The following is a 16558-nucleotide window of genomic DNA, read 5'->3' on the forward strand; positions in this document are numbered from 1 at the left end:
CATTATGTTATAATAAAGAAAATACATTTGAGGTGATGATTATGTCTAAAAAAATTATCGGTATTGACCTTGGGGGAACTTCTGTTAAATTGGCCATTTTGACTACTGAGGGAGAAATTCAAGAAAAATGGTCTATCAAGACCAATATTTTGGATGAGGGAAGTCACATTGTACCTGATATTATTGACAGTATCAAACACCGATTTGAAAGCCATGGTTTAACCAAGGACGATTTCTTAGGCGTCGGTATGGGTTCTCCGGGCGTTGTTGATAGTGAAGCTGGTACTGTTATCGGTGCTTATAACCTCAACTGGAAGACTTTGCAGTTGGTCAAAGATCAGTTTGAATCTGCTCTCGGTTTACCATTCTTTATCGACAATGATGCCAATGTAGCTGCCCTTGGTGAACAATGGGTTGGTGCTGGAAACAACAATCCAAACGTTGTCTTTATGACGCTTGGTACAGGTGTTGGTGGTGGTGTCATCGCTGCTGGAAACTTGATTCGTGGGGTCAAAGGTGCTGGTGGTGAATTGGGCCATATCACAGTTGACTTTGATGAGCCATTTGCATGTACTTGTGGTAAGAAAGGTTGTCTTGAAACTGTTGCTTCAGCAACAGGTATTGTCAACCTCAGCCGTCGTTATGCAGATCAGTACGCAGGCGATGCAAAACTGAAACAAATGATTGATGATGGGCAAGATGTAACGGCTAAAGATGTCTTTGATTTGGCAAAAGAAGGCGATGATTTGGCTTTGATTGTCTACAGTCACTTCTCAGAATACCTAGGTGTGGCTTGTGCAAATATTGCAGCAGTCCTCAATCCTGCCTACATCGTTCTGGGTGGTGGTGTATCAGCTGCAGGAGAGTTCTTATTGGATGGTGTTCGCAAGGTCTTTGCTGAAAACAGCTTCCCACAAATTAAGGAAAGTACACAAATTGTCTTGGCAACACGCGGTAATGATGCAGGTGTATTGGGCGCAGCATCACTTGTTTTGAAATAATAACTAAAGCAGGGGTACCCTGCTTTTTTGAATCCGCTGTCACATTTTCTTTATATACATATATTGAAAAAGGTAGCAAAAAATCATACAATAATAGTGAAGAAAGGAGTGTTGGTATATGAAACAAGTGAGTATGCCTAAACTAATTGACTATCTAACTATAGTCGGGCTTTTGATTTTACTGTCTGCCTTTTTCCTTGATAACTGGATTCGTGACTGGTTTTTCCCGTCTAGCTGGGGAAACGTAGCAACCATGTTGATTCTCCCTCTACTGGGGGCTCTAATTCTTATACTATCTATCTACTATAAAAAATTGTGGACTGGTTTAATCAGTATCTTTTTAATTATCTCATTTCCTTTGATATTCGGTATTGGCTACTTTATATTTGGCCCCTAGAAGGAGCGGTTATGAATTTGACTTTACTAAAAAGATTAAATCTAGTTTTGTATGGGATCGCAATTTTTCTCATCGTCATGCTATTTTTACCAATAGGCCAATGGTTTGATATTGTAAATGTGAATTTTAAACTGACATTTTTCATTATTCCATTTTTCGGACTAGCCAGCTTACCAACGGCAATTTATACGAAAAATGTTCGTCAGATATTGTTGAGTCTCATCTTGCTTGCCTTATATTTTATACTGTTTAGCCTAATAACTGCCCTATCTGGTTTGTTCCACCTTGATTTTTATTCATTCTTTTTCAAATGAGAACTCCTGTGCAAAACTGGAGTTTTTTGCTAGAATTTGCTATACTAAGACCATGACTAAAGCAGATATTATTTTTAAAGAAAATATTCGTAAGATTATGGAAGATGGCGTTTTTTCAGAAAATGCTCGTCCACGTTACAAGGATGGAAATGTCGCTAATTCCAAGTATATTACTGGTTCCTTTGCTGAGTATGATTTGGCTAAGGGGGAGTTTCCTATTACCACACTAAGACCTATTCCGATTAAATCAGCCATTAAAGAAATTCTCTGGATTTACCAAGACCAGACTAATGACTTGTCTGTTTTACAAGAAAAGTATGGCGTCCAGTATTGGAATGATTGGGAAGTAGATGGAACAGGGACCATCGGTGTGCGTTACGGTGCCATTGTGAAAAAACATGATATCATTTCAAAAATCCTCAAGCAATTAGAGGAAAATCCATGGAATCGCCGCAATGTGATTTCCTTATGGGATTATGAAGCCTTTGACCAATCTGCAGGTCTCTTGCCATGTGCCTTTCAGACCATGTTTGACGTTCGACGAGTGGAAGGGGAGATTTATCTGGATGCAACTCTAACTCAGCGGTCAAATGATATGTTGGTAGCTCATCATATCAACGCTATGCAGTATGTAGCTCTTCAGATGATGATTGCTAAACATTTTGGCTGGAAAGTTGGTAAGTTTTTCTATTTCATCAACAATCTTCATATCTATGACAATCAGTTTGAACAGGCTGAAGAATTACTCCGTCGCACACCTTCAGAAATTGAGCCACGTTTGGTCCTCAATGTTCCAGATGGTACCAATTTCTTTGATATTAAAGCAGAAGATTTTGAGTTGGTGGACTATAATCCAGTTAAACCGCAACTTAAGTTTGATTTAGCGATTTAAGATGCAGTCTGTTTTCCATTACAAGATAGTTTATGTTTTGGAAGTGAGGGGAAATCATTTTGAAAGGGGATATTCTTTCCGTCTAACTTATACAACAGAGTATAAACATTTGTCGATTTGTCCTATATTACTAGTTAACATGTCAATAAATTTAGACTATTAATTTTTCTTATAGTTCAGCTTATAGAAGGAATACAGGCTATCTCAATGATAGCTTGTTTTTTTTGATTTGTACGGAATTTTGTGAAATAGGAGTTGAAGATTCAAAAACCAATTTTCAATCTGCATATTTAAAAACTGTTATAGGATATGTATAACTTAATGATAATTATAAGGTTTTTAGCATTATTCTTTAGATAGATATCCAATTTTTAACAAAAGTATTATAGCTCTAGTTAATTATATATTAGAAACATGATATCAAAATATATATGTGTTTTATACACAAACTCAATCAATATCTCAATGGAAGAAGGTTTTTCAATTTTTCTGAAACATCGCATTCCGTTCCTTTTCAAAAACATAAATGAAAATGCAGTTGATATATTGAATATATAGATAACTATGTTATAATATTGTTGCAAAACCCACTAACTTTGGTTATCCAAAGAAGTTATATTATATAGAAAAGGAGAAGACTATGAAGGCTCTCAGGAAAATTTTCATGGTTGTGATGAGTTTGCTTTTGGCATTTGGTCCATTGTTAACAAGTGCCAATGATGTAGTGCCAGAAAGTACAACTATTACAATCCACAAATTGAGTGCTGGCTCGACAAAGCCAGCAGAAGATGCATTAAAAACCAATGCTGATGGTTCTGAAATTCAACTAGATAGCTTAGGTTTTCCAGTAACACCTATGGCTGGAATTAAATTCCAGTGGTTTAAAGTTGGTGACACTGAAACAGTAGAAGAACTCTCAGCAAAAACTTTGGAACAATTGCGTACTACCTATACAACTAATGGCATTACTGATGCTACAGGTACAGACGGTACAACAAATGTGGTTGTTTCAAAATCAAACTATGGTCGTTATTGGATAGTCGAACTTTCCAAAGGTGATGCGAGTGAAGCCAACAAAGCAATGCAGGTCACTAAAACTGTTCCAATGTTAGTTACTTTGCCATTCGGTACAGAAACAGGTTATCAATCAACAATCCACCTTTATCCGAAGAATGTGACAGAAACTCCAACACCAGGTAAGGACGTTGCAGAAGTTGGTAATAATTCTACAGGTCAAAATGTTGGGGACACTGTTAAGTGGTTCTTGAAAGGTACCATTCCAGTTGATATCCGAAATTATACCAAGTACGGCTTCAAGGATGTTCTTTCAGAAGCACTTGATTACTCAGCTGTTCAAAATGTTAAAGTTGGTGATCAAGTTCTAACTGTAAACACAGACTACACTGTAACATATACAGAAGATACTCGTACCCTTTTAGTTTATTTAACACCTGCAGGTATTGCTAAATTGGCTGATTATCGTGATGCGCATCCAGATGCTGATTATGCTACATCAGCCGAAGTACAAGATGCAGTTGCACCTAAAGTATTTGTTTCTGTTGAATTGGATACTGTTTTGAATGAAAAAGCTGTTCCTGGCAAACCTATAACCAACAAAACAACTATTGTCTATGACAATCCTTATGATCCTGATGGAGATGAAGAGGAAACTCCTCCTTCAGATGAACCTAAAGTTTACTCTGGTGGTAAAAAATTCAAGAAGGTTGAAGGATCTGAGCAAACACCAGGTAAATCATTGGCAGGCGCTGAATTCGGTTTATTTACTAACCAAGAAGCAACAACTGCTGTTTTGTGGACGCAAGAGATGATTGAAGCAAACAAGGCTACAACTGATAATGCTGGTAAATTCAAAAATCCTCAAGTTGGTCAACCTGTAGTACTTGTTTCAGATGCAGATGGAACATTTGAAATTCAAGGCTTGGCATATGGTGATAATGGTTCAGATGAAGCAACAGCTGAAAGAACTTATTATTTGAAAGAAACAAAAGCTCCAGAAGGCTTTATATTGCCAGCTAATCCAATTGTTTCATTTGTTGTGAACAAGACTAGCTACTATCAAGACCCAACTGCGACAGATTTGGTTCCAGCTGAGCCAACAAATGTATTCAACAACAAGAAACCGGAACTTCCACTTACAGGTGGTATCGGTGCAACCTTGTTCATCGTTTCAGGTCTTGCAATGATGGCATTTGCCGCTTATAAACTTAAAAATCGTAAAGCATAAATTTTTTAAGATAATATAACTCAATGTGGGTTGAAAAGAAAGAAATATTTCTTTCTTTTCCATAAGGCTATTATCTTGGTAGCTTTGTGGAAAGGAGAGAAGACTATGGCAACAATAGACAAAAGAAGATTCTTGTTACTCTGCTTTGGCTTAGTTTTGTTGCTATTGACGTTAACAAGAAATGCTATTGGTGCAGATGAAGGTTATACCATTCGTCTGCAAGGGCAAGTATCAGCTATTCGTTTTCAGTATTGGAGGATGCCGACAACGGATTGGTCAAGTTCGTCTGATGATTTAGAGAGATTGAACAGTCTGACGAAGGAAGAACTCCATAGTTTGAGTGAGTTTGAAGGATTCACTGGTCCTGCAAGCGAAAGTGGTGAAGTTTATATTACAGGAATTCCTGCGGGTGTCTACTATATTCGAGAAATTTCAGATAGAACAGAGCAGTATGTTCCCGTGATTGTGGACTTGACGACTCTAACAAAATCGGTAACGGTTCGTTTAAAAAACATAGGACCTTTAGGAAGTATTGAACTCACTAAGTTAGGATTTGAAAATCATTCTGATACTTCACCAGAGTATTTATCCTCTGTTTCATTTCAATTATTTAGAAAGGGTGATAGTCGTCCATTAAGATTTGATTCTTCTAAACATCTTACGACAGACATGTCATTTAGTCCTCAGTTAACGACGAATGCTGAAGGTCGTATCCTTGTTTCAGGGCTTACACCAGGAAGTTATTACTTCAAAGAAATTCAAGCCTTGCCTGGTTATATGATTGCTTCAGAGAGTATAGAAGTTACAATAAACGGATCTGAATTAGTACAAGTTGTCGTAAAAAACTACCGTGTTCCGCCTCCAAATCAGCCTGAAAAACCACGTGGTTTTTTGCCAAAAACTGGTGAAACTCCTATGGCAATAGCAGGAATTTTGATGATTGGTTTTAGCCTATATTTTTATTTATTAAAAAAGAAAAAGCAAAAATTTGATTGAATGGGGGAGTGTAGGTGCGTAAAGATAGAAAAAATTCCAGTAAATCTCATTCTAATCTTGCGTTTCTCTTCATTTTCTTCATTGGATTCTTACTCTTATCCTACCCTATTTTAGGTCAAGTAATGACTTTTTTTCAAGCACAGGAGCAAATTGCAACCTATGAGAAAGAAGTTAAAAAATTGGAACCTGAGGAAATAAGTAAGAGATTAGAGCTGGCTCAAGCCTATAATGCTTCCCTAATTTCTTTATCAGATGAAAAAGGATTGCAAGATCCATTCACAAAAGAAGAAAAAGAAGCGGGTCGTGCAGAATACGCTAGGATGTTAGAAATACATGAACAAATCGGATATATAGAAATTCCTCGGATACATCAAGAGTTGCCGATTTATGCAGGCACAGCAGAAGTCGTATTACAAAAGGGAATTGGTCACTTGGAAGGTACTTCCTTGCCGGTTGGTGGTGAAAATCGCCATACGGTCCTTACTGGACACAGGGGGCTTCCTAATGCCCGCTTGTTCACTGATTTAGATAAGGTCAAGGTGGATGATATTGTTTTACTACAAGTTCTAGATAAGACATTTGCCTACCAAGTCGATCAAATCCTGACTGTTGAACCGACGGATATATCTCATATCTCCATCATACCTGAAGGAGATTATCTAACTTTAATAACCTGTACTCCCTATATGGTTAATACACACCGCCTTCTTGTGCGGGGTGTTCGAGTTCCATTTGAAGAAAAAGAAATTCAAGAAAAAATTTCAAAACAGCAGGAGTCTAGACTACATCCGCTTATCTATCTTAGTTTAGTTCTTATTCCAGTCATGCTTATCCTTTTTTGGATATTTGGTTCAAGAAGAAAGAAGAGGGATAAAGATGAGGAGGATTGATAGAAAAATACAAGGCAAGAAAGAAATGGTTTTCATTATTGCTTTGTTTATTACAGGGTTGTTGATTGCTGTTTATCCCTTAACTGCTCAAGTTTATCATTTTTATTTAGCTCAGCAAAATATAGAAACCTTTGAAAAGGAGAGAGAACATGTTGAGTATGAGGATGTTCAAAGGCGAATATACTTGGCTGAAATATATAATGAAACCTTGATCAGTTTGGGTCAAACAGATCTGGTCGATCCGTTTTCAGAACTTGAGAAAGAGGCGCGTGCAGAATATGCACGTATGTTAAAACTAGAGGAAATGATTGGGCATGTCAGTATTCCAAAAATTGATACTAAAATTCCCATCTATGCTGGTACAAGTGAATCTATTCTTCAAAGAGGAGCAGGTCATTTGGAGGGGACTTCTTTGCCTGTTGGTGGGCAATCAACTCATGCAGTTATTACTGCCCACAGAGGCTTGCCTCAGGCAAGATTATTTACTGACTTAGATAAACTCAAAGAAGGAGATTTGTTTTATGTAACCAATATTCGCGATACTCTTGCTTATCAAGTTGATCAAATTCAAGTGATTGAGCCTCATCAAGTTGAGGTACTTCATATCCAAGAGAATCGGGATATTGTTACCCTATTGACTTGTACTCCCTATATGATTAATAGCCATCGGTTACTAGTGACTGGCCACCGAGTTGAGTATATACAAGAAGTAGCTGAAGAACAGGCTGTTCAAGGGCGAAATGATACGATTTTTGTACTCATTCTATCGGTGTGTGGAATAGTAATTGTCATTGGAATCGCTTGTTGGCATTTTTCATATTTTTTCAAACATCATCGAAGGAGGAGTTAGTGTAGAATTTTTTATTCGAAAGGAGGGAGAAAACTGTGTTTAAAAATAAAAAATGGATGAACAGGCATCTTATCATGCTCTTTATCTTAGTTTTTACTCAGCTCTTTTCATCACTGCTTGGTGTTTTAAACGCCAGGGCAAATAGTCCAAACACTGAAATCCAACATGTAAAGATTTTTAGTAGAAATCAAGAACTAACAGCAGATGATGCCCATCCTATCGAAATGTTTCAGGATGAAGTTGAAGTATTCACATTAGAACGTTCTGGCATAAATGAAATGATTATGGAAGTACCTTTGCAAGAAGGTTTGCATTTCGATGTAGAAAAAACACTAGAACATAACCAAAATCGCTTGATACAAGAAGGTCTTTCTGCTAGTACTCAAGTTCCAGCTGATCGACTTGTTCAAGAGCGTTTGGAAACAGATGGTGTCCATAGAAAACTTCTATTTCATTTTCAAGAGAATCAACAACGAATTGATTTCGTTCTGAAACCTATTCAAGTAGGAATTTACGAAATTTATGCTAAATGGTCAGATTTAAAACCAATGCAACTTGATCAGGCTACAATGGAAGAGGTGATAATTAGCAAATCAGGATACTTATCAGTCTCTGAAAAAGTAGTTGAATCACTTCCAATGACCGACGGACAGTCGGAAGCTTCACAAGAGTCAAGTGGAATAGAAGAATCAATGACAAATGATTCTGGTTCAGATGAAAATACAAATGCTTTACAATCAGAAGTGGGAACGACAACAAGTCCTGAAGCAACAATGGCTGAAACAGATTCAACGGAATCTACAAGTCAACAAACAACAAACGAGTCATCAACAATGACTCAGGCTGACCATGATGAAAATCAAGGTCTGTCAACCGAAACAAGTCCTGATGAATCGAAAGTTGAAAAGAGTGAACTTGAAACTAGTGAACTTCAACAAGTACCTGGTACAGAAGATTCTAAACCAGAGGATTCATCTAATAATTTGACAGAAAATAATGCTGAAAATTCTTCGGATTCAGTAAGTCAAATTGAAAAGTCAGAAAAAAAATTAGATTCTAGTCAGGTTACAGGTACAGAAAATCAATCAGCAGATGGAAGTTCTCGTTTCCGCTCAGCAGCAACCGTTCGGAATGCAGATATCGGGGATGGACCGATTGTAGCATATTTTGAAAAATCTTCTGAATCCATCTTATCAGGTGAATCTGGTCGATATAAAATATACTTCAAAGTGTCAGGTGCTTTAGTTGATAAGGTAAAAAATGTTCAAGCTAAAGTTCAATTGCCAACGGAAGTTGATTATTATTCTTTACCTAGTGATCTAACTCGAATGGCGATAAAGGGTGTTGTTCCTGTCTATGACAATCAGACCAATACCTTGACCTGGGACTTTCCAGAACTACTTACTGGGCAAATTTATGAAACGATGTTACAAGTGGATTCAAAGAATGGTATCATCCCAAATAATCATAACATGACATCGGCTTTAACCATTTCGACAGAAGGGAATCAAGTTTATAGTAGCGGTCCTGTATCTATACAGGTTAAATCGAACAAGCCTGCGATATCAGTAACTAAGACCTTGCTTGGAAAGAATGGGGTGCCTGGAACAGTTCTTAACCGTGGTGATGAAATCTGGTGGAATGTGAAGGTTGCGGTAACCTTGAAAGACACGGGTGGTCAATACCTAAAACCAAATAGCAGTTTGACCATCCGAGATGATAATCCTAGTGGACTGACCTTTATTGGTCAACAATCCTTTACAGTGACAATACCTTCTCTTGAGGTCCAAAAACAGAACGCTGAACGATTTAACGGTGTCATTTATCAACATGAAGTCATTTTTCGTACTAATGCGCCAAATAGAGATGGTGATTTTCATAACACGGCTACAGCCACAGCCACATCACTTTTTGATGAATCAATCAGTCAGCAATCAAATCGAGCGAGTGGAAGTATCAGTACTGGAAATAATCCCTTGGCTGCTCCAAGAGGTGAATGGGCATATACGGTCAATCTAGGTCCACAAGATGCAAGCGGAAATATGCCGTTCGGCACGGGATCTATTCAACAGGCTAACCCAAATCCTACAGTCCCAAATAGTCCAGATACCCGACTGGGGTTTTCAATGAACTATAATCCAACCCCCTTACTTGCTAGGAATTACTACGATTCTTTGTCTACAGGATATTCAGGGCCAGTTCGTAATAATAATAATCGAATAATATTTAATCTTTCACTCGATATCGGCTGGGACCAAGGGACGCATCCTCGTCGTGTCAGACAAATTATTTTAAAAGACACAAGTAGGGGAACCAGTAAAACCTATTATTTTGATAATAATGGCAACAGTACAGATGGTTCAGGCTTGCGAATTAGCTATGGTGCCAGTCAGCATTTTGGAACAGCGAAATTAATTGTTCCAGCCAACTTCTTTAACTCTTCCCGTTGGAATGGTACCAAGACAGGACATCTAGCCTGGGAGGCTCCATTAACTCGTGAAGAAAATGTTAATTTTAACTATTACCGCGAAGGGATTGGTTCTGATTGGAATATCGGTTGGACTCAAAATCCTGGATGGGGTGATTATAATCCGACCAAGAATGATTACCATTTCGTAGGATTAAAACGCGAAATAGATCAAAATTTGGAATTGGATGAATTAAGAATTTCTGTTGGATCATTCTTCGCCTTTGGGCGGGCAAATTATCAATTGCCTGGCGGGAAGATTGCAAATGGTACATCAGCAAATTACCCAACAATTACAGTGGAGTTGCAAACAAATAAAGGGACAAAAACGAAAGTAATCTATCCAGGTGAATACCCTGTAACCCAAGGTGGTCCATTTAATCCATATGGAAGTAGCTATACCATTTATCATCCATACATTACACTTTTTCGTAAGGATTTGGGTTTAGCACCAGACGAGCATGTCAATTCCTATAATGTCATATATGGTAGTCGCAATCGTTCTGAAATTCTAAACTCAGGATTTACTAGTCATATCGAAGATTTCTATAGGATAAGTCCAAATTTAAAAAATACTTCTGCAGTTCGTGTAATGAATAAGTCGGAGAGTTTTGGTGAACTTGCTCTGATAAATTTAAATGGAACTGGTGCGCGTGTTCAACCATTTGTCAGACGTGCAATTGGAGCTGCAGACGATAATGGTCTTATCAATACAGAACTTGGACCACGTACAGCAGTCATTGCACCAAGAGATAATACGCCAGCACTAGCCAAAATTTCTGTCGAGTTTTTACAGAGACAAGGGAATATTATACAACGGGGCACAACGAATAGAATGAAAGTTCAATTGCAAAATTTGAACTCATCGACTAAGCCATTAACATCACCATTACTTGCCACTGTATTATTACCAAAAGGTGTAACAATTGATACTGCAAGTCCAAATTGGAGTTATCAAGAATCAAGAGGGGCTGTACAATCTATTGTAGATAATTACAATAATACAGGTCGTCAATTAGTTATTTACAGGTGGGAAGGTGATGGAAACAAGCGTCTAAACCCAGGTAAACACATGGTTTATGAAGTTAATGTGAGGGTTTCTGAACAAACAGAAGAAAATATTGTGGTAGACGCTTATGGTTCTTCAAGTACAGAATTGACCGCAGAAAGTAATGACCAACTCGTAACGGATCTTCAGGATATAAACCGAAATGGTAATACTATCGAAAAATTAGTATTCGCAAGTGCCTCATATACCTATTTAGCTTTGGATAATTTGATTGTTACTAAGTTAGTTAAGGGAAATCGGGATCAAGATTTTTCTAAAATGGGACATTCAGACCTAGGGAGCGAGATAGATTATAAGTTACATATTCGTAATGAAAGTGGTTCAACCATACGGAAATTTGTACTTATAGATATTCTGCCTTCAGTCGGTGATAGGACTGTTTTAAGTGGACGAATGAGAGATTCCAAATTTACGCCAACGCTTGCAGGTCCTATTACATTACCGCAGGATTGGATTGGGAAAGTTGATGTGTATTATAGTACATCAAAAAATCCAAGGAGAGATGATGTCATTGATGGTGCCATTTATCCAAATGAATCATTGAAACCAACAAATCCACTTGGAGCTGAAGAACCTAATTGGCATACGGAAGATGCGGTTGTTAATTGGGCTAATATCCATAGTTTTAAACTTGTTTTGAAAGATGGGATGACCATACCAGCTGAGCAAGATATTTACTTTAAAATGATTGCTCCCCAGGCCGTTGATGATTCAAATCTATTAAATCCAACACCTGAACAGGAGCGTGACAAGGCTGCTTGGAACTCCGTTGCAGCGACAGCTAACAACTTGTTACCTGTTGAACCGGAGCGTGTGGGTGTTGTATTATACACATGGTCTACATCCATTCAAATTACCAAGCTGGATCTAGCTGATCAAGCATTGGCTGGAGTTGAATTTACTCTGTTCAAGAAATCTGAAGACGGCAGTCTAGCTGAAGTTTCTCGTTTGGAAACGGATAGTGTAGGATGGCTAAGATTTACAGGCTTGGTTATTCCAACAACAGATAAAGACTATTATGTCTTAAAAGAAACTCGCTCTGCAGCTGGATATACAAGCCTAGAAAAGGATATTGAATTTAGCCTCAATGTTAATGGTCAATTTGAACTCATTACGTCCTATCAAGTTAACGGACTACCAGTAGCAGAGTTACTGGCAGATGGGCTTTGGGAGTATGCACACTTAAAAATCCGTAATAAAAATTGGACCAATCTTCGAATTATTAAAACAAATGAAGATGGTAGTAAACGACTCAATCAAGCAATTTTTGAATTGACATCTATTGCGGATAACCAGGTCTATAGGCTTGAAACAAATAGTCAAAATGGAGAAGATGGTGTAGCTTACTTAGACAATATTGCTCTTCCAACTGCTGGACAGGTCAGAGAATTTGAGTTGAGAGAGCTGACTGCACCAAGAGGTTATCTACCAATCTCGCAAATGATTCGTTTGACTCTGGATGACAGGGGGCAATGGACTATTCAGAATCAAGGTAATTCTGATATAAGTCTCGATTTGTTTACAACGAACTTTGAACGGACAGATTCACAATCTCAGGTTCATCCAATTGGTGAACAAATCGCTCAGTTAACAATAAAAAACCATCCGTCTTTTGAAATACGTATTGTCAAAGTAGACGGTGCAGACCATAATATCTTGTTATCAGATGTACAGTTTAAGATTGCGGCTTCTAAAGAAGATGCCCAAGCTGGACGATTTATCCGGAAGACTGCTCAATCTCAACTCCTGTTACCAGGACAAAGTGGTTATGAAGATGCCGAAGATCTTCTAGTAACTACTGATGAAACCGGTCGAGCAAGTTTCCAAGGATTAAATAGAAATAGTAGTTATTGGATAGTTGAAACAAAAGCTAAGATAGGTTATCGTTTATTTGAAGCACCTATTGAAGTACAAGTTCCAACTAATTCAGAAGAACAAACAGAGATTACAGTTGAAAATCATAAGATACCAGAATTGCCACATGTTGGTGGTATTGGTATTTTACCTAATCTTTTCATTGGAGTATGTATGATTGTAGCATCATTTGTACTGGCCGAAAGAAGAAAGAGAATTGGTTACAAGGTACAGAAATGAAAAGAATGAACAAGACATTGAAGATAGGATATGAACAGTACCATAATTTCATCGGATATGCTTGTAATTGGTATTTTCGAAGAACTCTATACGAATCAATAAAACCTCAAATCACAGTTAGAATGTCTGATTTGAGGTTTCTTGATTTTAGGGGTGGTATCGATTTCAGTTGTATGAGCTCTTTGATTACTTCGTTAATTCGTTTTTCCATACTTCAGTATAGCCTACACCTATTTACCTTTGAAAAAACTAAACGACTATAGTAGTCATATTTTGAAAAACTGTATTATTATTTTCTGAATATGTTAAAACAAGGAGGTTTATGAATACTGGAAATATGGTATAATAACTACATATTCGATGAGGAGGTATCTATATGCTCATCAAACCTATGGAAACCAATAAAGAAATTCAAGGCAAGGCATTTGTTCACTGGAAGGCTTGGCAGGAAGCCTATACTGGGTTATTACCGAAGGATTTTCTCCAAAAGACCTACACCTTGGAACGGTGTCAAGACTGGGCTGTCCGTTATCCTCAAAATATCCTGGTGGCTCTGGTGGACGAGCAAGTGGTTGGCTTTGCTTGTTACGGTGCCAGCAGTCAGGAAGATTTACAGGAGGCTGGCGAGCTTTATGCCCTTTATATACTGGCGGATTACTACGATCAAGGAATTGGCTACAAGCTTATGCAGGCGGCCTTGGAAAAATTGCAGAGCTACCATAGGGTTTCTCTCTGGGTATTGGAGGGGAATGCGCGTGCGATTGCCTTTTATGAAAAAGTTGGCTTTCGCTTTGACGGAGTAAGCAAGACAGTCAAGCTAGGAGCAGACCGCACCGAGTACCGTATGGTTTTGGAATTAGTAGATGTAATGCAATAATAATATATTGAATATTGAATAACACGCTTTGATGTGCTATAATAAGGCTGAATCAAGGAGGGTTTTTATGATTTTACTGACCAATAATCGTTTACGTGTTGAAATTTCTGAGCCCGGCGAACGACCAAATGATACTTTTCGTTTTGATCGAGCAGGCTTTATTTCAGATGTAACACTGGATGGTGATACACATTTTGGTGCCAATGAGCCTATGAACTTACGACATTTATCGTCTGGTGGTAGAGGGTTGTGTTGCGAATTTTCAGGAGATTTTTCTGCTGGAGCCCAAGTCGGTGACTATTTTCCGAAATTAGGTGTGGGCTTGATTAAGCAGGATAGTGAACTAGGTTACCAATTTGCCCATAAATACGATGAAGTCATTCCCTATCCTGTCACCTACAGCCATACGGAAACTTCTGCTACATTTTTTACAGAAGCGGTTGCTTGTATGGGAATTGCTGCTGAGATTGAAAAGACTATTCGGATTGATGAGAATGCTATTATTTTAGAAGCCAAAATTACCAATGTTGGCGACAAGCCATTTGAAACAGAAGAATACTGCCATAACTTCCTCAGTATTGATGGAATGGCTATTTCACCGGATTACCGACTGGACTTGCCAGATATGAATGACTTGGGCCATGATCGTTTAGAAGGTTTTGGCGGCTATGACCATAACAATTTTATTGCGGACGGGAAGGCTATTACCTTCGAAAAATGTGAAACCGATGTCTCTCTCAGTGTTCTTAGCACCGATAAGGCAAACCTAGGTGATACATTTACCTGGAAACTCAGCCACAAAGGGGCTCAAGCAAGCGTCACTGGGATAGATAATGTCAAACCGACTAGCTTACTTCTTTGGGCTACTGACCACATTGTCAGTCCAGAAATTATTCAGACCATTAGGCTTTCGCCGGGGCAAAGTCATAGTTGGACCCGTCGCTGGATCTTTGAAGCCAACCCTCGTTGGTAAGGAAAATTAAGAGGAAGTGGGAAGAAACCAATCAACCACTGCACTGAGATGTTGACACGAACACTATGAAGTCAGGGTAGAGTTTTTGCCTAGCCTAAAAGTGACAATCGGAGTAATAAAACAGTAATCACTGATGAGATATTCAAATAGATTAAGGGTCTGTTTGCTACCAAGGAAATTATGTTGTCAAGTTGAAATTCCTAATATATTTGATTGAGAATGGAGGTATTTAAAATGAATTCTGAATTTAGAAAAAAGGTTTTCGAAGCGGTATCAAATTTTGATGCAAGTTTTCGCGAAATGGGACTATCACAGGTCACCTATTCACGTGCATATAATTTACTGGATAAGATAAAGTTGGAAGTTAATGATGAGAGTATTAATGGTGTTGCCTTTAATTTGAAGATTCGTTACTTTTATGATTACTTTTGTCGAGAGTTGATGCCTGGTGGAATTGTTCTTTCTGAACAGGCACAGAAAGATTTTTCGGATATTTCTGACTTAGCAAATGCACCGGAGTTATTGGGAGAAATTCATAGTCCTATTGGCTTTTAAGTTCAATTAGCTACTAATGTTGTTAGGTTTGTGTTAATATCTCAAATCCTTGTCTGAAAGGTAATTCATAGGACTGTATCATGTCTTTACTGGCAGAATTTTATGTACATTTGGTTGCAATTTTGTAAAAATGTTTTGAAGAATGAGGCTGTGCTCAAGTCCAGCACCGCTTCTCAACATTAGTGTCAACATCTCATCGCAGTGGTTGATTTCTCAAACAATCTGGGAGATTGTTTGAGGTAGGAAATATAACAAACGAAGTTTGTATCAAAACAGTCCGGGGGAGTGAAACAGTTCAGTGAACTGTTTCAGCCCGAGCCTAGAAAGGAAAAAGCGAGGTTAAAGGTTGGAGATAGGATTTGCAAAGCAAATCACATCAGTTCGCGTTTTACACTCCAAATCTGATCTTACGATTGTTGCGAACAAAGTTCGCTTTATCTCCAACCTCAAACTGTTTCCCAGACAGTTTTGTAGCGAACTCTGTTCGCTCTATCTCCGACCTCCAAAGGTTCCCCAAACCTTTTTGTAACGAACCTTGTTCGCTCTATTTCCAACCTCAAACTGTCCCCCAGACAGTTTGAGCTATACGGGGGTGGGAGTTTAAAAGGTCTGGGAGACCTTTTAAAGTGGGAGATATAAGCTGACGGCAGTCAGCTCACATAAATTGATGTCTGGGGATAGACTGTTTCAGCTCAACAACTGGAAAAAAGGACTTGTTGACGAACTCTTCTATGAATGGTCGAGTTCTTATACGAAAACTCAAAAGAATGCAAAAACTCCCTCCCTATGATATAATCAAAGCGAAAAAAATTTGGCTCTATAATTTCTGTAGTGGGTAAATCCACCATGGAAATTATGGAGCTTTTTTGAGTATAGAAAAAAAGTCCCATATGACCTATAATGAAAAGTGCTCAAACTATCATTTTAGAAAGACTCAT

11 protein-coding genes are annotated in these 16558 nt (G+C 38.1%); all 11 read left to right on the plus strand.

Annotated elements, in window-relative coordinates; genetic code table 11:
• The first annotated feature begins 41 nt into the window (after window positions 1–41).
• The 11 genes from NF418_RS01020 (at window position 42) to NF418_RS01070 (ending at window position 15620) form a co-directional block, all read left to right on the plus strand.
• Window positions 42–1001: an ROK family glucokinase gene (locus NF418_RS01020; RefSeq protein WP_256778041.1), complete on the plus strand. Its 960-nt coding sequence runs from the start codon at window positions 42–44 to the stop codon at window positions 999–1001.
• A 118-nt stretch (window positions 1002–1119) separates the two neighbouring features.
• Entirely contained in the window at window positions 1120–1398 is a 279-nt protein-coding gene (locus tag NF418_RS01025) for a hypothetical protein (protein WP_024380701.1), read from the plus strand.
• A gap of 366 nt (window positions 1399–1764) precedes the next feature.
• On the plus strand, window positions 1765–2604 hold the full coding sequence (locus tag NF418_RS01030; protein ID WP_256778042.1) for a thymidylate synthase: 840 nt from the start codon (window positions 1765–1767) through the stop codon (window positions 2602–2604).
• A 640-nt stretch (window positions 2605–3244) separates the two neighbouring features.
• Entirely contained in the window at window positions 3245–4849 is a 1605-nt protein-coding gene (locus NF418_RS01035) for a SpaH/EbpB family LPXTG-anchored major pilin (RefSeq protein WP_256778043.1), read from the plus strand.
• A gap of 105 nt (window positions 4850–4954) precedes the next feature.
• Window positions 4955–5845 (plus strand): SpaA isopeptide-forming pilin-related protein, encoded by an 891-nt coding sequence (locus NF418_RS01040; protein ID WP_256778044.1) that lies wholly within the window; start codon window positions 4955–4957, stop codon window positions 5843–5845.
• 14 nt (window positions 5846–5859) lie between these two features.
• Window positions 5860–6735: a class C sortase gene (locus NF418_RS01045; RefSeq protein ID WP_256778045.1), complete on the plus strand. Its 876-nt coding sequence runs from the start codon at window positions 5860–5862 to the stop codon at window positions 6733–6735.
• Window positions 6722–7585, plus strand: a complete 864-nt coding sequence (locus NF418_RS01050) for a class C sortase (protein WP_373325939.1) — start codon at window positions 6722–6724, stop codon at window positions 7583–7585. The genes NF418_RS01045 and NF418_RS01050 overlap by 14 nt, the downstream gene beginning before the upstream one ends.
• Window positions 7586–7620: 35 nt before the next feature.
• Window positions 7621–13215 (plus strand): MSCRAMM family protein, encoded by a 5595-nt coding sequence (locus NF418_RS10635; RefSeq protein WP_256778047.1) that lies wholly within the window; start codon window positions 7621–7623, stop codon window positions 13213–13215.
• A gap of 376 nt (window positions 13216–13591) precedes the next feature.
• A complete protein-coding gene (locus NF418_RS01060) occupies window positions 13592–14092 on the plus strand; it encodes a GNAT family N-acetyltransferase (RefSeq protein WP_256778048.1) in 501 nt (166 codons plus the stop codon).
• A gap of 67 nt (window positions 14093–14159) precedes the next feature.
• Window positions 14160–15065, plus strand: a complete 906-nt coding sequence (locus NF418_RS01065) for a hypothetical protein (protein WP_256778050.1) — start codon at window positions 14160–14162, stop codon at window positions 15063–15065.
• Window positions 15066–15299: 234 nt separating this feature from the next.
• On the plus strand, window positions 15300–15620 hold the full coding sequence (locus tag NF418_RS01070) for a hypothetical protein (RefSeq protein WP_256778051.1): 321 nt from the start codon (window positions 15300–15302) through the stop codon (window positions 15618–15620).
• Window positions 15621–16558: the final 938 nt, after the last annotated feature.

The organism is Streptococcus suis (genome assembly GCF_024509555.1).
Taxonomy (GTDB): domain Bacteria; phylum Bacillota; class Bacilli; order Lactobacillales; family Streptococcaceae; genus Streptococcus; species Streptococcus suis_AD.